The sequence below is a fragment of the Paenibacillus sp. J22R232 genome (assembly GCF_056269165.1).
In genome coordinates this window covers 909,386-931,743 of sequence record NZ_JBWDNK010000001.1, presented here as the reverse complement: position 1 = coordinate 931,743, position 22,358 = coordinate 909,386, and the positions used below count along the sequence as shown (strand labels likewise).

General features: G+C 50.3%; 19 protein-coding genes. 16 read left to right on the top strand and 3 right to left on the bottom strand.

Features of this window, described 5'->3' with window-relative positions; genetic code table 11:
• Positions 1-25: 25 nt before the first annotated feature.
• The 13 genes from nirB (at position 26) to AC0YN3_RS04250 (ending at position 16,738) form a co-directional block, all read left to right on the top strand.
• Positions 26-2,185: a nitrite reductase large subunit NirB gene (gene nirB, locus AC0YN3_RS04310; RefSeq protein WP_475773856.1), complete on the top strand. Its 2,160-nt coding sequence runs from the start codon at positions 26-28 to the stop codon at positions 2,183-2,185.
• Positions 2,160-4,310 (top strand): assimilatory nitrate reductase catalytic subunit NasC, encoded by a 2,151-nt coding sequence (gene nasC, locus AC0YN3_RS04305; RefSeq protein WP_475773855.1) that lies wholly within the window; start codon positions 2,160-2,162, stop codon positions 4,308-4,310. The genes nirB and nasC overlap by 26 nt, the downstream gene beginning before the upstream one ends.
• A gap of 142 nt (positions 4,311-4,452) precedes the next feature.
• Positions 4,453-6,024: an ABC-F family ATP-binding cassette domain-containing protein gene (locus AC0YN3_RS04300; RefSeq protein WP_475773854.1), complete on the top strand. Its 1,572-nt coding sequence runs from the start codon at positions 4,453-4,455 to the stop codon at positions 6,022-6,024.
• A 61-nt stretch (positions 6,025-6,085) separates the two neighbouring features.
• On the top strand, positions 6,086-7,000 hold the full coding sequence (locus AC0YN3_RS04295) for a permease (RefSeq protein ID WP_475773853.1): 915 nt from the start codon (positions 6,086-6,088) through the stop codon (positions 6,998-7,000).
• On the top strand, positions 6,997-7,911 hold the full coding sequence (locus AC0YN3_RS04290) for a TIGR03943 family putative permease subunit (RefSeq protein ID WP_475773852.1): 915 nt from the start codon (positions 6,997-6,999) through the stop codon (positions 7,909-7,911). The genes AC0YN3_RS04295 and AC0YN3_RS04290 overlap by 4 nt, the downstream gene beginning before the upstream one ends.
• 189 nt (positions 7,912-8,100) lie before the next feature.
• On the top strand, positions 8,101-9,240 hold the full coding sequence (locus AC0YN3_RS04285; RefSeq protein ID WP_475773851.1) for an acyl-CoA dehydrogenase family protein: 1,140 nt from the start codon (positions 8,101-8,103) through the stop codon (positions 9,238-9,240).
• Between the two features lie 13 nt (positions 9,241-9,253).
• Positions 9,254-10,426 (top strand): acetyl-CoA C-acetyltransferase, encoded by a 1,173-nt coding sequence (locus AC0YN3_RS04280; protein WP_475773850.1) that lies wholly within the window; start codon positions 9,254-9,256, stop codon positions 10,424-10,426.
• Between the two features lie 21 nt (positions 10,427-10,447).
• Positions 10,448-11,299 carry a 3-hydroxybutyryl-CoA dehydrogenase gene (locus AC0YN3_RS04275; RefSeq protein ID WP_475773849.1) on the top strand — a complete coding sequence of 284 codons (852 nt, stop codon included), beginning with the start codon at positions 10,448-10,450 and terminating at the stop codon, positions 11,297-11,299.
• A 35-nt stretch (positions 11,300-11,334) separates the two neighbouring features.
• Positions 11,335-12,477 carry an acyl-CoA dehydrogenase family protein gene (locus AC0YN3_RS04270; protein ID WP_475773848.1) on the top strand — a complete coding sequence of 381 codons (1,143 nt, stop codon included), beginning with the start codon at positions 11,335-11,337 and terminating at the stop codon, positions 12,475-12,477.
• 28 nt (positions 12,478-12,505) lie between these two features.
• Positions 12,506-13,405: a methylisocitrate lyase gene (prpB, locus tag AC0YN3_RS04265; protein WP_475773847.1), complete on the top strand. Its 900-nt coding sequence runs from the start codon at positions 12,506-12,508 to the stop codon at positions 13,403-13,405.
• Positions 13,395-14,516 (top strand): bifunctional 2-methylcitrate synthase/citrate synthase, encoded by a 1,122-nt coding sequence (gene prpC / locus AC0YN3_RS04260; RefSeq protein WP_475773846.1) that lies wholly within the window; start codon positions 13,395-13,397, stop codon positions 14,514-14,516. The genes prpB and prpC overlap by 11 nt, the downstream gene beginning before the upstream one ends.
• Before the next feature lie 22 nt (positions 14,517-14,538).
• Positions 14,539-15,981 carry a bifunctional 2-methylcitrate dehydratase/aconitate hydratase gene (locus tag AC0YN3_RS04255; RefSeq protein ID WP_475773845.1) on the top strand — a complete coding sequence of 481 codons (1,443 nt, stop codon included), beginning with the start codon at positions 14,539-14,541 and terminating at the stop codon, positions 15,979-15,981.
• Positions 15,982-16,228: 247 nt separating this feature from the next.
• Entirely contained in the window at positions 16,229-16,738 is a 510-nt protein-coding gene (locus tag AC0YN3_RS04250; RefSeq protein ID WP_475773844.1) for a hypothetical protein, read from the top strand.
• Positions 16,739-16,823: 85 nt separating this feature from the next.
• On the opposite strand, the gene AC0YN3_RS04245 is transcribed toward AC0YN3_RS04250, so the two are convergent.
• Entirely contained in the window at positions 16,824-17,660 is an 837-nt protein-coding gene (locus AC0YN3_RS04245) for an alpha/beta fold hydrolase (protein ID WP_475773843.1), read from the bottom strand.
• A 104-nt stretch (positions 17,661-17,764) separates the two neighbouring features.
• Entirely contained in the window at positions 17,765-18,664 is a 900-nt protein-coding gene (locus AC0YN3_RS04240) for a YihY/virulence factor BrkB family protein (protein ID WP_475773842.1), read from the bottom strand.
• Positions 18,665-18,817: 153 nt separating this feature from the next.
• Here AC0YN3_RS04240 and AC0YN3_RS04235 point away from each other — a divergent pair, with 153 nt between their 5' ends.
• Both AC0YN3_RS04235 and AC0YN3_RS04230 read left to right on the top strand, forming a co-directional pair.
• Entirely contained in the window at positions 18,818-19,225 is a 408-nt protein-coding gene (locus AC0YN3_RS04235; protein ID WP_475773841.1) for a tellurite resistance TerB family protein, read from the top strand.
• Between the two features lie 163 nt (positions 19,226-19,388).
• Positions 19,389-20,030 (top strand): Bax inhibitor-1/YccA family protein, encoded by a 642-nt coding sequence (locus tag AC0YN3_RS04230; protein ID WP_475773840.1) that lies wholly within the window; start codon positions 19,389-19,391, stop codon positions 20,028-20,030.
• A gap of 77 nt (positions 20,031-20,107) precedes the next feature.
• On the opposite strand, the gene AC0YN3_RS04225 is transcribed toward AC0YN3_RS04230, so the two are convergent.
• Positions 20,108-20,305: a hypothetical protein gene (locus tag AC0YN3_RS04225; RefSeq protein WP_475773839.1), complete on the bottom strand. Its 198-nt coding sequence runs from the start codon at positions 20,303-20,305 to the stop codon at positions 20,108-20,110.
• Between the two features lie 134 nt (positions 20,306-20,439).
• On the opposite strand from AC0YN3_RS04225, the gene AC0YN3_RS04220 reads away from it, so the two are divergent.
• On the top strand, positions 20,440-22,236 hold the full coding sequence (locus tag AC0YN3_RS04220) for an ABC transporter substrate-binding protein (RefSeq protein WP_475773838.1): 1,797 nt from the start codon (positions 20,440-20,442) through the stop codon (positions 22,234-22,236).
• Positions 22,237-22,358: the final 122 nt, after the last annotated feature.

Below are 22,358 nucleotides of genomic sequence, written 5' to 3'. Positions count from 1 at the left end.
AACATGCGAGTGGATGTGAACATACATGAGTAGAGAGAAATTAGTCGTTATCGGAAACGGCATGGCGGGTATCAGATGCGTGGAGGAAATTATCAAGCTTGCTCCTCTCAAATATCAAATTACGGTTTTTGGCAATGAGCCGCACCCCAATTATAATCGAATATTGTTATCTAAGGTTCTTCAAGGCGATTCATCTATAGAGAGCATTGTAATCAACGATTGGACATGGTATGAGGAGAATGGGATTCGCTTGTACACGAACGAATCCGTCGCCCAGATCAATACGGATTCGCAATTTGTCAAAACCGTTTCGGGCATCCGAGCTGATTATGATCATCTCATTATAGCTACGGGCTCTTCCGCATTTATCCCGCCAATTGCCGGTGTTCATAAACAAGGGGTTATCTCCTTCCGTAATATAAACGATTGCCAAACGATGATGGCATATGCCAAAAAGTATAAAAAAGCAGCTGTCATCGGCGGCGGATTGCTCGGCTTAGAAGCCGCGAGAGGCTTGCTTAATTTAGGAATGGAAACAGACGTCATTCATAATGCGCCATATTTAATGAATAGGCAGCTTGACCGTATGTCTGCAGACTTATTGCGCAAGCAATTGGAAGATCAGGGCATGAGGTTCTGGCTGAGCAAAGAAACAGACAGCATTATCGGCTTAAATCGCGCCAAAGGCATTCGATTCACTAACGGGAATACGCTTGACGCCGATCTCATCGTCATTTCAGTCGGAATTCGCCCGAATATTGAACTTGCCAAAAAAAGCGGAATGGAAACGAACCGCGCCATCGTCGTAGATGACTACATGCGAACAAGTATCCGAAATGTATATGCAATAGGCGAATGCGCGGAGCATCGCGGCGTTGCATATGGGCTGGTGGCGCCGCTATACGAACAAGGCAAGGTGCTCGCTAGTACGTTATGCGGTCAGTCAACGGAGCCCTATCAGGGATCGGTCCCTTATGCGCAGCTAAAAGTGTCTGGCGTTGAGGTTTTTTCCGCGGGAGACATCCAGTCCGACCAAGCCGAGACAGCTGTCCAAATCTATGACGGAATCCGAGGGACTTATAAGAAGGTTACGATGAAGGACGGCGTCGTGAGAGGCGCCATATTGTTCGGCGATTCCTCGGAAGGCACGCAGCTATTGAATCTCGTTAAAAAGCAGGCATCGGTCACTGAGCTTGCCACGAAAGCGAACCCAGGCGGAAACAGCGCGAATGAAGAGCTTATCGCGAATATGCCTGATCGCGAAACGGTTTGCGCATGCAATGCGGTAAGCAAAGGGGCGATCATGTGTGCGGTTCTAGAGGAAGGCATGCAAACGACCGACCAAGTGAAGGATTGTACAAAGGCATCGAGCTCCTGCGGCGGCTGTCGCCCAATGGTAGACGCGATTGTGCAGTACGCCCTCCAACATGGGAAAGCAGGCATGTCAGCGCAGGTTGAGCCTATCTGCAGCTGTACGGACACCAGTCACGAGATGCTAAAGGCGGCTGTCGCTGCCGATCCGGCCATCGCGCCAAACGAACGTATGGCTATGCTGGGTTGGAGCCGGACTTCCGGCTGCACCATTTGCAGAGCCGCCATTCAATATTATTCTTCGCTCCATAACGAAAAATCGACGTTTAATGGTCATGCAGACGTAGTGGGCAACCATGCCAACCGGCTGCATGTTAATACTCATTATGAGCTTGGCATTAATAGCAGTTCGACTTATGACGCACAATCATTAGGAAGCTTGCTACAGGCTTGTTGCAGCGAATTGTCATACCCTACTGTCGTAAGAACGGCTATAGCATCCGGCCTTCATCAGCCAGCAGGCGTTTTGGTTCATGATCTTGGCGTTACCGGTGCACCTGCCGGATGGGAAATCTATGCCGGCGGTCATTCCGAGCACCCGGTCAAGCAGGCACATTTGATCGGAATAGCCGATTCTGACGCGCTTGCCCTATCCTTATCCGTTTCCCTTCTTCAGCTGTACCGCGAAAGAGCAGAGTACGGCGAATCTGTGTGGAAGTGGATCGAGCGGGAAGGCCTTATGGAAATACGGGAGAAGGTGCTCGACCCCGAATACCGCGAAGAACTCGTAGAACGGGCTGAAGCATCATCCCTTTGGATAAGAACAGACGAAAGGCAAGGTGAGGAATATGCGGCAACTGCAAGCAGCGACTGAGGTGAATGCAGGCTACACGATGGATACGCAGTGCCCATTTTGCAGCGTTCAATGCAAAATGCGCATTACGAAGGAACTGCCGATCCCGGGCTCACGGCGATTTGCTTATTCGATCGAAGGTATGCCGAATGCGGCTTCCGAGGGACGCTTATGCGTGAAAGGGATGAATGCGCACCAGCATGCAACGAGCAAGGAACGCCTCATGCAGCCTTTAATCAAAAAAAACGGCGAGCTCGTTCCTTCCACTTGGGAGGAAGCGATGTCACTCATAGAGGAGCGCTTCCAAGAAGGCAGCAAAACTTACGGCCCTCATTCGCTAGGCGTTTATGGAGGCGGCTCGCTGACGAATGAATCCGCCTATCTGCTCGGCAAATTCGCAAGAGTGGCACTGGGTACCAAATACATCGATTACAACGGCAGATTCTGCATGTCTGCCGCTGCTTCGGCAGGCAACAAAACGTTTGGCATTGACCGGGGGCTTACATGCAGGCTTGCCGATATTCCGCTAGCGCGCTGCATCATTATGGCCGGCACTAATATTGCGGAATGCCAGCCCACCTTGATGCCCTACTTCAACAAAGCGAAAGAGAACGGAGCCACCATTATCGTGATTGACCCGCGTGCTACGGCAACGGCCGCCATTGCCGATATTCATCTGCAGCTGAAGACCGGAACCGACGCTGCGCTGGCTAACGGCATGCTGAAGGTGCTTCTGGAAGAAAACCTGATCGATGAAGCGTTCATTGCACAGCGGACGAATGGCTATGCTGAGCTTGCAGCGCATTTGGCAGCGGTCGAACTCAAAGACATTGCCGAGCTAACCGGGCTTGAGGAAGACTTGATTCGCAATGCCGCAAGAGCTTACGGCGCCTCGGAAACAGGCATCGTACTTACGGCAAGGGGCGTTGAACAGCAGACTGACGGACATGTCGCGGTCCGGAATTTTTTGAATATGGTGATAGCGACAGGTAAAATCGGAAAGCCGGGCTGCGGCTATGGTGCCGTAACCGGACAAGGAAATGGGCAAGGCGGCCGGGAGCATGGGCAAAAGAGCGACCAATTGCCCGGCTATCGCAATATTGAGGACGAGAACGACCGTGCTTATGTCGCCGGCGTATGGGGCATCCACCCTGACGAGCTTCCGCGCAAAGGCGTTTCTGCCTATGAGATGATGGAGCTCGTTCATCATCGCGAAATCCGGACGCTGCTTGTCATGGGCTCGAATCCGGTTGTATCCAATCCGAATGCGGATTTGGTAGAACAGGGGCTTCGCAGCTTGGATTTTCTTGTCGTTGCCGATATGTTTCTATCCGAAACGGCCGTTATGGCGGATGTCGTATTGCCCGTCACTGCATATTTGGAAAATGACGGGACCTTAACCAATTTGGAAGGGCGTGTATTATTGCGGGAATCGACAATCGAGCCGCCAGGCGAAACGAAGCATGATTGGCGGATCTTATGCGATATCGCCGAACGCCTTGGGAAAAAGAAATATTTCCCATTCGTGAACGCAGAGCAAATATTCGATGAGCTAAGGGTAGCTAGCAAAGGGGGATTAGCCGATTATTACGGGATTACCTACGATCGGTTAAGAACGGCGGGCGGCATTTATTGGCCTTGTACCTCAACGGAAGAGGATGGGAATCAAGGCATGATGTTCGAGCATGCATTTGCCCATTCCGACGGGAAAGCGATCTTTTTCCCCGTTGCCAGCCGGCTTCCTCAAGAAACGCCGAACGAGGATTACCCATTAACGATGACGAACGGACGTGTATTGTCGCATTATTTAACCGGTGTCCAAACGCGAAGAAGCCATACGTTGGCAGCCCGAAATGTTGAGAACTACATCGAAATTCATCCTAAAACGGCGAAAAAGCATCATATCATCGACGGTGAATGGGTCGAGGTTACATCGCGGAGAGGCAGCTTCAGCGTTCGCAGCCAGTTCAGTGACAAAATTAGGGAGGATACGTTATTCGTACCTATGCACTGGGGCGGCATACAAAACGTAAATAAGGCAACGAGCCCCGAGCTCGACCCGAATTGCAAGATGCCCGGCTTCAAAACCTCGACGGTATCGATAACGCCTTTGCGACTCAAGCCATTAGCACACATCATGATGTAGGAATTGTGAGAATAAGGCATTCATTATCCTTAATGAGAGGACCGATACATGTCGCTGCTGCGATGTGGATCGGTCCTCTCGCGCGTCCCGGCTTGACATAGAGCCTGCTCGTGGTTTACAACCATATACAGAGGTGAAAGACATGAGCGTTATTCGGTTGGAGAATGTGACGAAAAAATACGAAGATACCCTTATATTCCGCGATATTTATTTTCGGATAAGCAAGGGCGACCGAATTGGTCTCATTGGCAGGAACGGTGCAGGAAAGTCGACCGTCTTCAAGCTCATTCTAGGCAGGGAAGAGCCAACAAACGGCAAGGTTGAGGTCGATCCGAAAGCAAAGGTAAGCTACTTTTCCCAGTTCTCTGAATTAAGCGGCAACCGATCGGTCCGCGAGGAGCTGGAGCTATGTTATGAGCATATTTGGCAGATTGAGCGCGAACTGAATGAAATCGGGGAGAAGCTAGGTTACGCAACCGACGACAAGGAAATGGAAAAGCTGCTTAATCGGCAGGCTGAGCTGTTCGAGGAGATGGAGCATCATGACGGCTGGAATGCTGCGGTAGAAATCGATACGGTACTGACGAAGCTAGGATTTGATGAGCATGCTCGCCAACAGCCCGTGGATCAACTCTCTGGCGGCTGGCGTAACCGTGCTGCGCTGGCGAAGCTGCTAATCGAGCTGCCGGATGTCGTGTTGCTTGATGAGCCGACGAACTTTTTGGATTTGGACGGGCTGGCTTGGCTCGAGCAGTGGCTGAACCGATTTAGCGGGACGATGGTGCTCGTTTCACATGATAGGCAATTTATCGATAGAGTCGTTACGCGTACGATCGAGATCGAAAACTATCATTTTCAGGAATACGATGGCAATTATACCGATTATATCCGCAAGAAGAAGCTGCGCAAGAAAGAGCTTGATCGGCAATTCGAATGGGAAGAAGAGCTTCTTCTTATGGAATCCGAGGAGCTCGATAACCGTTCCAAACGAAAATCGGGCAAGGACCGGCTGTCGCGCAAGCTTGCAGATATGAAAAAAAGGATCGAGCCTCATCCGGTGAATGTTCTTATTACGGATATTTATGAGAATTTACGGTTTCCGGACAATTTATGTTCGGTCGAAGCTATCCATAAGAGCTATGGGGACAGGCAGATCTTCCGCAACGTTAGCTTTGATATACAGAAAGAAGACCGGATCGCAATCATTGGCCCGAACGGGAGCGGAAAGTCCACTTTAATCAAAGTGCTGACAGGGCAAGAAGATCCGGATGCCGGCGTCGTTCGATTCGGAAAAGGGGTAAGCTACGCGTATTTCAACCGAATGTGGGATGAGCTGGACCAAAAGGATACGGTCAGTCACGCTGTGAATGTCTATGGACTCGGTCTCGACGCTCCTCGCAAGAAGGTTAACAAGTTTTTATCCATGCTGCAATTTTCCGAAGCCGATCTTCAGAAGGTAATCGGGAGCTTGTCAGGCGGCCAGCAGGCACGGGTTGCACTCGCCAAGTGCTTATTGTCCGGCGCTGAGATCATTATACTGGATGAACCGACCAACCATCTTGACTTGACGAGTATCCAAGTGATGGAGCAAGCGCTGATCCACTTTCCCGGCGCGGTCGTAACCGTAAGCCATGACCGGTTCTTTATCGATAAAATCGCCACTAAGCTGCTAACGTACGAAGCCGGCGGCAGCATCGTTCAACAGAGCGTATAGCCTCACCGTTTGTTAACGCTCCTGTAATCCGGTTTCATATTACGTGTTGGAGATGAGCAGGTTGACTTGGACTACCTTATACCAATTGAATACCATCTTTATTAGCATGGTGATGGAAGCGATCCCGTTCGTGCTCGTTGGCGTGCTCATTTCCGGATTGATCCAGACTTTCGTGAAGGATCAATGGATTGCTAGGATTATGCCTAAAAACCGCTTTCTCGCCACGATATTCGGCTGCGGGATCGGTATTTTTTTCCCGTCCTGCGAATGCGGAATCGTACCGATTACGAAGCGATTGATCAACAAGGGCATGCCGCTGCATGCCGGCATCGCCTTTATGCTGACGGGTCCGATCATCAATCCGATCGTCTTGTTCTCAACGTATATCGCGTTCGGCAATGATTGGGAAATGGTTGGCATACGTGCGGGATTAGCCATCGCCGTTGCTTTTTCGGTGTCGATCATCGTTTCTTTTCTGTTTAAGGATCTTCCGTTTCGCATACAGGACGGGCAAGCCGCAGCTGCGCATGAGCATGTCGGCGGCATCGCATCGGTGCGCATTCCGGTGCGCAAACGGCTATACGAAGTAATTGTGCATGCCATTGATGAATTTTTCTCGGTCGGCAAATATTTAGTTTTGGGAGCTTTTATCGCGGCATGCATGCAGACGTTCGTCCCGACTTCGTATCTGCTTCATCTTGGCAGCAATCCGGTAACGTCTTCTCTCGTCATGATCGCGCTAGCGTTCCTTATCTCGCTCTGCTCGGAAGCGGACGCATTCATCGCCGCATCGTTCAGAAGCACGTTCACCGTAGGCTCCTTATCGGCATTTCTCGTGTTCGGGCCGATGATTGATATTAAAAACACGCTTATGCTGCTCGGAACCTACCGCAGCAAGTTTGTTTTTACGTTGATCGCGCTCGTTACGGTATTTACATTACTAGGCTCGCTGCTGGTCGGGAGGATATTCGGATGATTCGCTTCTTTATTTTGTTCGGATTTTCTTTCATGTTTTTTATGCTTCACTACACCGGAGATATTAATAAATTTATCAATATGAAATATGCTTATTTGTCAATAAGTACGGTTGTCATCATGGGACTGCTCAGTATTTTTGAATTCGTGCGCGTATCCCGCGAGCAAATCGCAGCAGAGAAGAAGCTGGCTGAAACGGATCCAAGTGTTGAATGCCCCAGCATTGATCATGAGCAGCACGAACATTCGCATGACCACTCCCATCATGGGCATGATCATTCGCACGGCAACGATACGAGAATGAAACGGCTTGTTAGCTATTTCATTCTGTTTGTACCTATTTTGACGGGCCTGTTTCTGCCGGCTTACGCGCTGGACTCCAGCTTTGTTAAGGCAAAAGGGTTCTCGTTTCCTTCTTTTGAAGAAAACATTGCCAATAACCCAGGCGCCCATCAGTTTTTGAAGCCCGATTCCAGCGTTTTTTACCGTAAGGACGATTACGATAACGTCAAAAACAAACAATTGGCAGAGTACGTCAATCGCCCAAGCGTCACCTTGACGGATGACGATTATTTAAAGGGCATGGAAGTCATCTATAATACGCCAGAAGCTTTTATGGGGAAAACGATCAGCTTCGACGGATTCGCCTATAAAGGGCAGCAAGTGGACGGCAATCATTTTTTCGTCTTCCGCTTTGGTTTTATACATTGTGTGGCGGATTCCGGCGTCTTTGGCATGTTGGTTGAATTTCCGAAAAATACCGAAATCAAGGACGATGATTGGGTCCGCGTATCGGGCAAGCTTACTTGGGAATATTACCAGCCTTTCAAGCAAACGATTCCCGTGCTGAAGGTTAATGAATGGCGTGCGATCGATGCGCCAAAAGATCCTTACGTTTACCGAACAACTTAAACGAAGAGGCTGCTCCGCATGTCATCCATAATGACATGGAGCAGCCTCTTTTTGTTTAGAATCGGAGTGCAATTACATATTGAATGCTAACGGGCATGAATACCGAAGTCCTGCACATATACTACAGCAAATGCGGATACCGTCGAACTTTGTCCACTTGCTTCAGTTCTAGCGTAAAGGGGGAGGGCGATGCAGTTTTCGTTAAGCACGGAGCAAGACATGACTAGGGCGTTCGTTCGTGAGTTTGCAGAGAGCGAGCTTGCGCCGCATGCCTCGGACAGAGACGAACATGAACGGTTCGATCGCAAGCTGTTTGAACAAATGGCTAGTCTAGGCTTGGCAGCTATCCCGATCAGTGAGGAATATGGAGGTGCCGGCGGAGATTGGTTGACGTTTGCGATAGCGATTGAGGAAGTTTCCCGGGTATGCGTATCTACCGCTGCAGCGCTGGCTTCACATACGTTATTTGCGGCATGGCCGATCTATGCATTCGGCAATGAAAGCTTGAAGGACGTTTACTTGAGCAGGCTTGCCAGCGGAGAGCTGCTCGGCGGCTGCGCTTTGCCCAGCGTGAAACGGCCGGGCGCGATAAATGATTACACCCTTGCATACAGCGGAAGCAGGAACAGAAGGGTGCTTAACGGGCGCCACGGCACGGTTTTGCAGGCAGGCGTCGCAGACCTCTTGCTTGTTTTCGCTCAATCGCGCAGGCAGAAGCGCAAGGACGAATCGCTTGCTTTTATTGTCGAGCGGAATTCGCATGGCTTATTCGTCGGTGAGAATATTCAAAAAATAGGGCTCCGATCGCTCATGTTTAATTCCGTACGGTTTGAGCATTGCTCGGCAGCGGAAGCAAGCTTGCCTCTCAAATCGGAAGATATGGCCGAACTCCTCACATCCCTCTCGCAGCTGGCGCATATTAGCGCGGCAGCGCAAGCGGTCGGCATGGCGCAAGGCGCATACGAAGCCGCGGCAGCCTATGCCAAGCAGCGCAAGCAATTCGGAATACTCATCGGAAAGCATCAAGGCATCTCCTTCAAGCTCGCTAATATATGGACGCGAATTGAAGCTGCCAGGCTGCTTGTCCATCAAGCCGCATGGCGGAGAGACGAAGGCCTTAGCTGCAGCAGGGAAGCGGCAATAGCACGGAAATATTCGGCTGACTGTGCGGTAGAGGCTGCCATCGAAGCCATACAAATATTCGGCGGATACGGCTACATGCAGGAGTTCCGCATGGAACGTTTTTTGCGGGATGCGAAATGCTTGGCATCCAAGCTGGGGACCGGCGGAATGGACATGGACGGCTTCTCACACATCGTAATGGCATAAGGAGTGATTGAGCATGCCCCATGCGGTTATCGTCGGCGGGAAACGAACGCCATTCGGAAAGCTAGGCGGAGCATTCAAAAATGTGGACGGTGTCCAGCTAGGCGCAGCAGCTATCAACGGCGCCATGCAGCAATGCGGAATGGCACCAGGTGAGGTTGACGGCATCATAATGGGCATGGTGCTTCAAGCCGGGAATGGGCAAAATCCAGCGCGCCAAGCCGCGATTCGTGCGGGACTGGGTTGGAGCGTCCATGCGGAAACCATCAATAAGGTATGCGCTTCTGGCATGCGCGCAATTACGCTCGCTGAGCAGATGATTCGCGCGGGCGATGCGGAGGTGATGATTGCCGGAGGAATGGAGAGCATGAGCCAGACTCCGCTCGCTGCGCGAACGGCCAGATGGGGGAGTAAGCTCGGGCATGCGGAGCTGACGGATTTGTTGATTCATGACGGGCTGCTCTGCCCTTTCCATGACGTTCTGATGGCGGTTCACGGCAATCAAGCAGCTGCCGAATATGGCATAAGCAGAAACGAGCAGGACGAATGGGCTTTAAGAAGCCACGCCAGAGCATGCTCGGCCATGGACGCCGGATTGTTAGCCGAGGAAATCGAAGCATTCGGTACGCTTGGGAGCGTTATGATCGATCAAGATGAATGCCCCCGCCGTGACACGAGTGGTAGCAAGCTGGCCATGCTTCAATCGATAGCAGGCTGTAACGGAACGATTACGGCTGGCAATGCCCCAGGCGTGAATGACGGAGCAGCGTCTTTCGTGTTGATGTCTGCGGAAGCGGCTGCCCGGAAGGGCTGCAAACCGCTAGCGCGAATAGCGGCACATGCCGCTATCGGAACGAGGGCCCCCAACTTGGCGGCAGCACCTGCACTCGCCATACAGAAGCTGCTGCACAAGCAGGGCCTTTCATTGGAGGATATTGATTTGTTCGAAGTGAACGAAGCCTTCGCGGCGGTTCCGCTCGTCTGCGGAGATATTCTCGGATGGAATGACGGCAAAGTCAATGTTGCCGGCGGAGCCATCGCGCTTGGTCATCCCATCGGTGCAAGCGGGGCAAGGATTGTGCTCACCCTGATACACCAGCTGCGACGAAGGGGAGGCGGACTCGGCGTAGCAGCCATCTGCAGCGGAGGCGCGCAGGGTGACGCGATTCTCGTCGAGGTTCGCGAGTGATGCGAAGGGAGGAGATCAAGTATGGGCATTCAGACGGCGGCGGTAATGGGTGCTGGCCAGATGGGCAGCGGCATCGCGCAGACGCTTGCCAGAAGCGGCATCACTGTCGTGCTATTCGATCTGAATCCGAATGCCGTTGCGCTTGGCCTGAACAGGATTGGCGACTCGCTAAACCTGCTCATCGCCAAAGGAAAGTTGGAGGATGAGCAGCGCAGCCTGCTTTTATCCCGAATCACGACCTCCACAGCGCTTGCCGATGCGCAAGCTGCGGATCTTGTCATTGAAGCAGCGCCCGAGAAAATGGAAGTCAAAAAGGAAATACTCGCCGAGCTTGGCCGGGTGTGCTTGCCTCATACCATATTGGCAACGAATACATCTTCTCTCTCCATTACAGAGCTGGCATCCGCGACCGGCAGACCATCACTCGTCATCGGCATGCACTTCATGAACCCGGTACCTGTGATGCCGCTCGTTGAAATTATCCGCGGATTGGAAACCTCCGATGACACTTATGATCAAATTAGGCAGCTCTCGCTGGCTATCGGCAAAACGCCGGTCGAAGTCCGAGACTTTCCCGGCTTCGTATCCAACCGCATTCTCATGCTGATGATTAATGAGGCCATTTTTACCGTTTATGAGGGGGTAGCCTCCCCAGAAGCGGTCGATGAGGTCATGAGGCTTGGCATGAAGCATCCGATGGGACCGATTGCGCTGGCCGATTTCATCGGATTGGATACTTGCCTGGCGATTATGGAGACGCTCCACAACGGATTTGGCGACTCCAAATATAGACCGTGCCCCCTGCTTAGCCAGTACGTAAAAGCGGGCTGGCTTGGACGAAAGACAGGACGCGGCTTTTATGTGTATCCATAGGCTTACAATAGCTGCATCGGAGAGGGTGCATAGCGATGGAGCTCCGTTTTACGAAGGAACAAGCAGACCTGCAAGAAGCTGTCAGGCAGTTTGCGGAGCAAGAAATCGCACCGGTCGTTCATGAAATGGAAGAAACCGATCAATTCCCGTCCTCGCTGTTAGCAAAAATGGCGCATAAAGGATGGATGGGCATTCCTATTCCGGAAAAATGGAACGGCGCCGGACTCGATTTTATTTCCTATATTATAGCTATCCATGAGATATCCAAAGTGAGTGCGGCTGTCGGCGTCATCTTATCCGTTCATACCTCGGTAGGAACCCTTCCTATTTTAAAATATGGAAACGACGAGCAAATCGCCAAATTCGTGCCTTCCCTTGCAGCCGGAAAAACCATAGGCGCATTCGCTTTGACGGAGCCGCAGGCTGGTTCGGACGCAGCCGCTATCCGTACTTCAGCCGATTTGGCAGGCGACCATTATGTGCTGAATGGCAGTAAGCTTTTTATAACAAACGCCGGCGCCGCCAACACGTATGTGACCTTTGCAATAACGGACGCCGCGAGAGGCTCTTATGGAATCAGTGCATTTATCGTAGAGCAGGGCACGGCCGGCTTTGCAATCGGAAGGAAAGAGAGAAAGCTCGGGCTTCATGGTTCCAATACCTGCGAGATCCTGTTTGATCAGGTACGGCTTCCGGTTGCTCAGCGACTTGGCAGGGAAGGGAATGGATTCGCGATTGCGCTCGGAGCGCTTGACGGCGGAAGAATCGGTATTGCGGCGCAGGCGCTAGGCATCGCTGAGGCAGCACTTCAACTTGCAAATGAACGAATGAACGAAGGACACAAGCAGCTTGGGAGAACCTCTCCATTGCTTCGCAATAACAAAGCTATATTGGCTGAACTGTCCGTCCAAGTCGAAGCTGCAAGAATGCTCGTATACCGGGCTGCATATTTGCGTCAACAAGAACTGCCCTGCACGAAGGAGGCTTCCGCCGCCAAAATGTATGCATCCGACACCGCAGTCAAGGTTACAAATGTGGCGATGGCGGTCTTTGATATGGATGGCTGCTTGGTGGGATCCGGGATTGAACGCATGTTTCGCGACGCAAAAGCTACGCAAATATATGAAGGGACAAATGAAATCCATAGAATCGTCATTAGCGGCCAATTGTTGAAATAATGTATCTCCGTTGAAAGGCGGTGGTGAGATGTCTGCTGCTCCAGGCCAGCGGCTGCGTGAAGCCATTCAGGCGGAAATGCCGCTTCAGGTTGCCGGTGCTATACATGCTTATTCCGCGATAATGGCTGAACGAGTCGGATTCCGATCATTGTATTTATCAGGCGCAGGCGTAGCCAACGCTTCATTCGGGCTTCCGGACCTCGGCATGACTACGCTTTCGGATTGTTTGGAGGAGACGAGGCGAATAACGAGCGTAACGGAGCTTCCGTTGCTCGTTGATGCCGATACGGGCTTTGGCGGAGCTTTCCAAATCGCACGAATGATGAAGGAAATGATTCGAGCCGGCGCGGCTGGCATTCATATCGAAGACCAAATATCAGCCAAACGATGCGGTCACCGCCCAGGCAAAACGATCGTAAGGCAGGAGGAAATGGTCGACCGGATCAAAGCCGCCTTGGATGCCAGAGTGGATGCGTCATTTGTCATTATGGCGAGGACGGATGCAATCGCAGTCGAAGGTTTGCAAGCTGCGATTGAACGTGCCTGTGCCTGCGTGGAGGCTGGAGCGGATATGGTCTTCCCGGAGGCGGTCACTACTCTTGATGATTACGCAACATTTGCGAAGGCGGTTCAAGTTCCCATCCTTGCCAACATGACAGAGTTCGGACAGACGCCTTTATTCACGGTAGAGGAGCTTGGCAATGCCGGGGTTGGCTTGGCGCTTTATCCGTTGTCCGCATTTCGAGCGATGAACGCAGCGGCACTGAGCGTGTATCAGGCAATAAGAAGCGAAGGGACCCAAAGGAACGTAATCGACCGCATGCAGACAAGAACCGACCTATACGAATACCTCAACTACTACGACTATGAGAAGAAACTGGATCAGCTATACGGCTTCAATAAGGGGGGAAGCAGCGATGACGGTTAAAAAAAGTGGCGGGCTCGCCGACGTAGTTGCCGGGCAAACCTCCATTTCGACGGTTGGAAAAGCAGGGATTGGGCTTACTTATCGGGGTTATTCGATCGAAGATCTCGCTGCGAACGCCGTGTTTGAGGAAACGGCATATTTGCTCAACTACGGGAAGCTTCCGACTCTGCCGGAACTGCAGGCATACAAGATCAAGCTCCGAAAGCTGCGCAAGCTTCCGACAGGACTGCTTCATATTCTGGAGCGGCTGCCCGCTGCAGCACATCCGATGGATGTGCTGCGCACAGGCGTCTCGGCGCTTGGTACGTTTGAACCCGAGGATTCGGCAACCGATCACCATGCCTTGACCGATCGGCTGCTTGCCTGCTCCGCTTCCATGCTCCTATACTGGCATCATTTCCAATCCGCGGGAATCCGTGTCGATACCGAGACGGACGAAGACAGCATCGCCGGACACTTTCTGCAGCTGCTGCACGGCCATTCTCCGAGCAAGCTGCACGAAAGGGCGCTTGACGTATCGCTGACGCTTTATGCAGAGCATGAGTTCAATGCCTCAACCTTTGCCGCAAGAGTGACGGCTTCGACCTTGTCCGATGCTTACTCGGCGGTTACCACCGGAATCGGCACGCTAAGGGGAAACCTGCATGGAGGAGCCAATGAGGCTGCCATGGTGCTTATTGAAGCTTTCCCGAATCCGGCCAAAGCCGAAGCCGCAGTCAGGCATATGCTGCAAGCGAAGCAATTAATTATGGGCTTCGGACATCGTGTTTATTCAGTCCGTGATCCCAGGTCGGACATCATCAAGAGCTGGTCCAAAAAGCTATCCGATGATGCGCAGGACTGGGTTCTATATGATGTGTCTGAGCGAATCGAGCAAATTATGCGCAAGGAGAAGCAGCTTTTCCCTAATCTGGACTTTTACAGCGCATCCGCTTATCGGTTAATGGGCATCCCTACCGCTCTGTTTACGCCTATATTCGTCATTTCACGGATTAGCGGCTGGATGGCTCATCTCATTGAACAGCGCAGCCATAACCGCCTTATTCGCCCAAATGCCGATTATATAGGTCCGGAGACAGCTTCATGGCTGCCTATCGATCATCGATCGTGAAGAAAGGGAGGCTGATGCTACGATGTCATCGCCGGTCTTCAACGCTAAGCCAGAGCCGGATCAGCTTTTAGTGGACATTGCTTCATATGCTTCCGAGTACAAGATAGAAAGCGATGAAGCTTACGAGACGGCTCGCTACTGCCTCATGGATACGCTTGGCTGCGGCTTGCTAGCCCTTCGGTACCCGGAATGTACAAAGCTGCTCGGACCTGTCGTTCCCGGTACGGTCGTACCGCACGGTGCCCGTGTTCCGGGCACCTCGTATATGCTCGATCCCGTGACCGCGGCTTTTAATATCGGTTGTATCAACCGCTGGCTGGACTACAATGATACCTGGCTTGCCGCGGAATGGGGGCATCCTTCGGATAATCTTGGAGGCATTCTTGCCGCTGCGGACTACGTAAGCAGGAGAAACCTATCGGAGGGCAAATTACCGTTAACGATGCGCGATGTATTGACGGCTATGATCAAAGCACACGAGATTCAAGGCGTGCTTGCGCTGAACCATAGCTTCAACCGCGTTGGCTTAGACCATGTTATTCTCGTAAAGATCGCCTCAACCGCCGTCGTCACTGCAATGCTTGGCGGGTCGCGATCCGAGATTATCAATGCCGTCTCGCATGCATGGCTTGACGGGCATTCCCTTCGAACTTATCGGCATTCCCCCAATACGGGAACGCGCAAATCATGGGCAGCCGGCGATGCAACGAGCCGTGCCGTCAGGCTTGCATTGCTCGCTCTTAACGGTGAAATGGGATATCCTTCCGTGTTGTCCACGCCTGAGTGGGGGTTTAGCGATGCGCTGTTCAAAGGACGGGAGCTGCTGCTGGCACGCAAGTTCGAAAGCTATGTGATGGAAAATATATTGTTTAAACTATCATTCCCTGCCGAATTCCATGGGCAAACAGCGGTTGAAGCGGCCATTGCCCTGCATCCGGAAGCCGTTCTCCGATTTCATGAACTGGATCAAATCAAGCTTACGACGCATGAATCCGCATTGCGGATCATCGATAAGCGAGGACCGCTCCACAATCCAGCCGATCGCGATCATTGCTTGCAATACATGGTTGCGATCGGCCTGCTTTATGGAGGCTTGACCGCTGACCATTACGAAGACCTTGCAGCTGCAGACCCGCGGATTGACCAGCTTCGCCAAAAAATGATTGTAAAAGAGGACCCGTTGTACTCGGCTGATTATTTGGATGAGAATAAACGTTCAATCGCCAATGCCGTGCAGCTGGTTTACCTAGACGGCACGTCATCGGACCGTATAGCAATCGCCTATCCTGTCGGTCATAGAAGAAGAAGGAGCGAAGGGATTCCCCTGCTTTTGCACAAATTCGAAGCTAACCTAAAAAGCCGTTTTCCTGTTAAACAGACAGGGCTGATTATGGAGCTGTGCCAGAATCAAGCCGGACTTGAGGAAACCTCGGTCCCGCGGTTTATGGATATGTTCTTCATCTAATCAACAGCCTGCGATAGCCGCAGGTTTTTCTTTTTTTTTAAATATAAGACCTTATACGTTTCTCGCGATAAAGTATTCTTCTATTTCTACGAGAAACCGATACCATCCTACTGTAGATGACGGTGAAGCCGTTTCTTCTTGCAATTAATTTGTATCCTTTCTGTAACTTATTGGACCCCGTTTTCGTTATATTGTATAAGTAAGCTGAATATAAATATAAACCATACCCAAAAGGAGCGTCAGCGCTATGAAAAAATTTGGAATGATCGCAGTTGTCGCGATAGCTTGTCTCACGGCCTTTAGCTTTGCGCCGACGGGAGGCCGTGAATATACACCGCTAGAGCAATCGCCGGATATGGAAAGCGGATATATCGAGCAGGTGCAAGAGAAAGATGGACACTATATTTTATCCATTGACGGGATCGATTGGTTCGAAGGCCAAGAAGCCATTGCGCCGTTTCTTGAACGAGAAGGGGACTCCGAACTGGATGGGCCCCCGGACGGCTATTATATTATTAATGACGAGAGCAGCCTGCACGACCTTCCCATTGCGGTGGATGCCGAAGTACTGATGCAAATTTACAACCGTACTGGCAACGCAGCCGAAGCGGATATCGTTTGGAATGAGCCCGTTTCAATCGAAACGTTTGTTAGCCTGCTGAGCACGGAGGATGAGCTAGATATTAAAAGCTTCCCTTATCATTTGACCGTTCAGAACGGTGAAATTACGCGCATTGTCCAGCAATATGTTCCTTAACCCTATCGCTCAACGAATACAAAGCAAGGCTCAGGCCGCAGCCATGGAACATGGCTGCAGCCTGAGCCTTTTTTTAAAGGGCTAATTAATCTCTTCCAGCCTCGTAGATTTTTTGGGCAAGCATGGCCGGGTTGGTTATTGCCGTCGTCATATGGTCGCCAGTTCCTTCTATATAGCGGAATACGCCTAATCGGTTCGACATATGGGGATGCCAGCCGTATTCGCTATTAAACTGAGGCAATACGTTATCCTCCGTCAAATAAATATAGCTTTTCGGAACGGCAAGGCTGTAAAATTTTTTGAGATCCAGCTTTTCGTAATTTGGTTTGGCGGGTTCCGGGCTGATCTGATTGTAGATATATTCGGCCATGCCTAAGCTAGCTAAATTAACGAAAGTATCGCGAAATATCGGAAATGGCAGCATAATCGTATCGTCAGTCGTGCTTTCTCTCAGCTGTTTGAATAAGGCCAAATATGCCGGCGGGAATTCATCGGCAACCATTTCACCGTCATTAAGTACGAAGGCATTCCAGAAAACTAGCCGTTTCAGTCGGTCTGGTATTTGCTGGGCTACCGTCTGCACGAGCGTACCGCCAAAGCTATGGCCAACCAGCACGATATCATGCAGGTCTCGCGCGACGATGTCGTCTACGATCGATTGGGTAAGCATGGCATGTGTCACATTTTTGTTCGTATCGGCTCCATGACCCGGATATTCCGGCACGAAGACGGTATGCCCCATTTTGCGAAGCTCGGCGGCTATTCCATCCCAGAAGCTCGTATCTGCCCATGCTCCGTGGATCAAAACGAAAGTGAGCGGCTGTTCACTCGGTCTCGGGGCATAGCGGGCACATACGGGATAAACATTCGTATAGGGATGGGGATATGTCCAGGCCATCCATTCCTGCTGGTAAGGATACATGTTTAATTTCTCCTCGCATTCAGATACATCAGCATATGCCCATATTCGTTCATGCGTAACTGGCAAGCCAATATTGATCGAGGTTCCATCAAGCAAGCCATAGATTAGGTAAGGTTTATGTTTTTGCTTTTGCCGACAGGCAGCCGAAAGCTATGCCTTGGTGTTCCGGATTGCGGCAGCTTGCTTCTAGCCGAAGCGAGCGTCGCGTTGATCTCACCGCCAAGCATAATGAGAATCGAGCTGATATAAAGCCAAACTAATAGAATGATCATTCCTCCGAGGCTTCCGTAGGTTTTCGAATAATTAGAAAAATTGTTGATGTAAAATTGGAAAGCGACCGAAGTGATAATCCAACCAAAGGTTGCAAACAACGCACCCGGAATCACCTCTTTAAGGTTTAACCTTCGGCTTGGCACGATCCAATACAACAGCGTGAAGGCGCATGCCATTGCTGCAATCGGAATGAGATACTTCATAATGCCCCATATCCACTCGAAGCCGATCGGATAACTAAGCCATTCAAATAAATACTGACCGATCGCTTGTCCGAATATGAGCATCACCATAACCAATATAATGACAACGACGAGAAAGACGGTCGCAAGCACGGAAATTCCGCGCACCTTCCAGAAAGGGCGCTGCTCCTCCACGTCATAAGCTTTGTTAAGCCCCTTCACAATAGCGTTGATGCCGTTGGAAGCAGACCATATGGTAGCGATCATTCCGAAGGAAAGCAGAGTGCCGCTGCCGTTGTCAACCACCTCGGAGAGAATTCCGCTGAGCGTATCGCTTGCTTCCGTAGGAAGCACCCGAATAAATTCTGCGATCACGCTATCGCCGGAGAGCTCGATAAAGCCAAGCAAGCTGACCATGAAAATTAAGAATGGGAAAAACGATAGAATCAAGTAATACGTTAGTTGCGCTCCAAGTGCAGGAACGTCATCCTCCCGGAAACGACTGTAAAGGCATTTTATAAATTGTACCGATTGTGACTTGCTTCTCATTTGTGGTCACGCTCCTTTTCATATAAAATTAAACAGATAGACAGCCGACTTAAACAGCAGCATGCGATAAAAGAAAACGGAAGCTTGTAGGAAATGCTCAAACCGTGTCGAATACGTTAACTATCAATTTAAATATTAAAGGGAGTGGACCTATTGTTTTTGAATTTCATACAGTCCAAAGAACATAAAATTGCTTTTCTGGAGCTAGCCCATGTCGTCGCGAATGCTGACGGGTACGTACATAAGAAGGAACAAAATTATTTGCAATCCTATATGAACGAAATGGATATTCAGTCCTCGGAAATCCAATTTACAGCTGGCAAGCAGCTGGCAGATATTGTCGGCAGCCTGAATGACGAGCATTTGAAAAATATCTTTTTCGCTGAAATCCTACTGCTCATCTACGCCGACGGCGATTACAATGATGATGAAAAGAAGTTGACGGAGGATTTAAAGAAACTGTTCGGGCTGTCCGACCATACTTACGAGACGATAAAGGATTGGGTTTCCCGTATGGACCAGTTGAAAATAGAAGGTCTTAAGCTCATTCTAAACACATAAACCATATAACAGGCCCATTTGCCAACCGCCTTCATTTCTTTTCTAGTCAAAAGAATGAAGGTTTTTTACTATTATTGGCATCATCATTTGAATTCTCTTTTTAATCACGGTTATTCATGGTATTATGGGGTCAAAATCATATCATTACGAGGAGAAAGAGAAAATGAGCTACAGTCAATCAAGCGGTTACGGAAAGCCGATGCAAAAACTGATGTTAACGTTTTTCTTTGCTTTGCTTGTATCTATCGGCGGAATGCTGCTAGGAACGCTGCTGCCGCCTGTTGCGAGAATTCCTTTGTTTATTTTGGAGCTTGCTCTCATTGTCGGCATTATGTTTTTAAGAAAGTCCAAAGCGATCGGTTATTCATTAATGTATGCGTTTATGGCTGTATCCGGAGCGACGCTTCAGTTCGCAATTAGTTATTACATAGCGACAATCGGAACCGCAGTCGTGTTGGAGACCGTTGGGGTAGCCATACTCGTATATGCCGGGTTGGCTATTTATGCGACCTACTCGAAGGAGGATTTCCGGTTCCTTGGCGGGTTTCTGTTCGCATCGTTAATTGGATTAATTGTACTAGGGCTTATCCAATTTTTCGTTCCGTTCGTTGGCGTAATGGAGACGGTGTACGCGGGCTTTGGCCTGCTAATCTTTATTGGGTATACCTTATACGATTTCAGCAGAATGTCGAAGGAAGGGTTCGATGAGCGCGATATTCCGTTAATGGTCGTCAACATCTATCTGGATCTAGTGAATATCATTCTATTCGCGCTCCGTTTCGTCAAATCCTTGCTTGATGACTAACAGGCAGCACAAGGCTAATCTCCTTAATGGAGATTAGTCTTTTTTAGTTGGGTTCCGTTTCAATCGAAGCTGTTGCCTTACTGATTCGGAACGTTTTTTTTACGTTTATGGGCTTTCGCCTGTGCCATGGAAAAGGCTAGCTTCGGGAGCCATCTTCTTAATAATGAACGATTTGCTGGCATTCCTTCCAGAAACTCGCCTCGATTTACCCGAAGCTCCCATTCCCGTTCTTGCTCGTTCCAACGTTTCTCCGCGATATAGTCATGTGGTAACATTCCGTTTCCTCCTCAAGCCGTCTGTTTGTTGTACGTTAATTATGCAGTCGCGAAAAGGGGATAAAAAGAGTATAATCTGTTTCAGATATTTCCCCTTTTATTTGAAAGCGACGTTAGGCAAGGAGGGCGCCAAGTTGTTGACCCATGAACGATATCTGCTTTTATATATGAAGCACGCGAATGCAGAGGGAGCCGGGAATCCCGTTCCGATAACGCTGGAAGAGCTCTCGGGTACGCTGCACTGCACGGAGCGGAACGTAAAGCTCATTCTCAAAAAACTCGAAGATGAAGGTTTTATCTCATGGATCGGAGGGCGTGGCCGCGGCAACCGCTCGCAAATAACCTTTCTCCAGCCTAGGGAAAAGCTGCTGTATCAACTCGCTCAATTGACTGCGCAACGAGGGGAATATAAGCTCGCCTTTGAGCTGATTGATCAGTTTGGGGAAGGAACCTCGGTGAGGAGCCAGTTCGCGGATTGGTTGAATGGTCATTTCGGTTACCGCACCGAGAAGATTGATGAGCAAGATGCGGATATATTGCGATTGCCCGTCTATAGGCCCATTCTGACGCTGGACCCGAAGGAGCTTTACTATTCCTTCAGCGCGCATATGGTTAAGCAGCTGTTTGATTGCTTGGTTCGGTTCGACCGTGCGACTGGCCAAATCGTTCCCGCACTCGCTCATGCTTGGGAGTCGAACTCGGACGGCACGGAATGGACGTTTCATCTTCGCAAAGGGGTATTCTTCCACCACGGCAGGGAATTAACCGCAGATGACGTAGCCTATTCGCTCAACCGTCTTCAAGGAAGCAGCGCTTCCGGGTGGTTCGTCCGGTCCGTTACCCGAATAGACATCAAAAACAAACGAACGGTCAAAATAACGCTGGAAAAACCCAATTGGTTGTTCCCGCGGTTTCTTTGTTCGCCTGGAATGTCCATCGTCCCCCATGAATTAGTCGAGCAGGATGAACATTTCTGGGAGCATCCGGTAGGAACAGGACCATTTACGTTTATGGAAAGGACTGAAGACCGATTTACAATGGCTGCTAACGCACAGTATTTTGGCGGCCGCGCTCATCTTGACGGCGTTGTCATCGTCATTATGCCGGAGAATACGTTTGAATATTCGAAGAGCTGGGAGCAATTGCTGGTCGATCATGATCTTAGGGAAATAGAACCGAAGCACGGCTGGCAAAAAATCGAATCCGTATGCAACGGGTGCAGCCTATTAACTTGGAATTTAGGCAAGCAGGGCATCCATCAATCAGCAAAATTCCGTCAAGGAATTGACCTTCTCATCGACCGGTCACGAATGATTCGGGAGCTTGGAGAGGACCGGATCTACCCTGCACGAGGGTTTCATCCGAATGACTTAGCAGCCAGTTGGGAGGATCGCGGGAATATCGAGCTTGCTACCGAGCTGATTCGACAATCAGGCTATGATGGGACGGCAATTCGCATATGCACCTATGGCATACATGTGCAGGATGCTTTATGGCTTGAACGGCATTTGGCCGCGTATGGCGTAAATATTACCGTACAGGTGGAAACATGGGAATCCATTCGCGAGCCTCATGTTCTGGGCAATGCAGACTGTCTCTTGTACTGTGTCGTTTTCGCGGAGGACGAGGTATGCTTAATCGAGCTTTATGAGCAGACCGGTAATTTCTTAAGAGTTCATTTGGACCCGGAAATCCGCGGCTGGGTGAAAGATACGATCGATGACGCCTTAGCCAGCAAGGAATATGCAAACCTTTGGAAGCATTTGCTGACCATAGAAGCCAAGCTGAAGCAAGAGAGCATGGTGGTTTTTCTGCTGCACAAGAAGCTCAATACCTACTATAATCCAAATATTAAGGGAGTAGGGGTAAACTCGCTTGGATGGATCGACTTCAAAGATATATGGTTGGAGCAGGCAAGCAATCGTCTTTAGGAACCTAATAGACGGAAATTAGCAAATAAAAAACGATAGGGCTTCTGCTTGCAATTAGGGCAGAAGCTCTATTTTGTGCAGAGTAGACAAAATATTCCACCTTTTAGTACAAGGAATTGCGT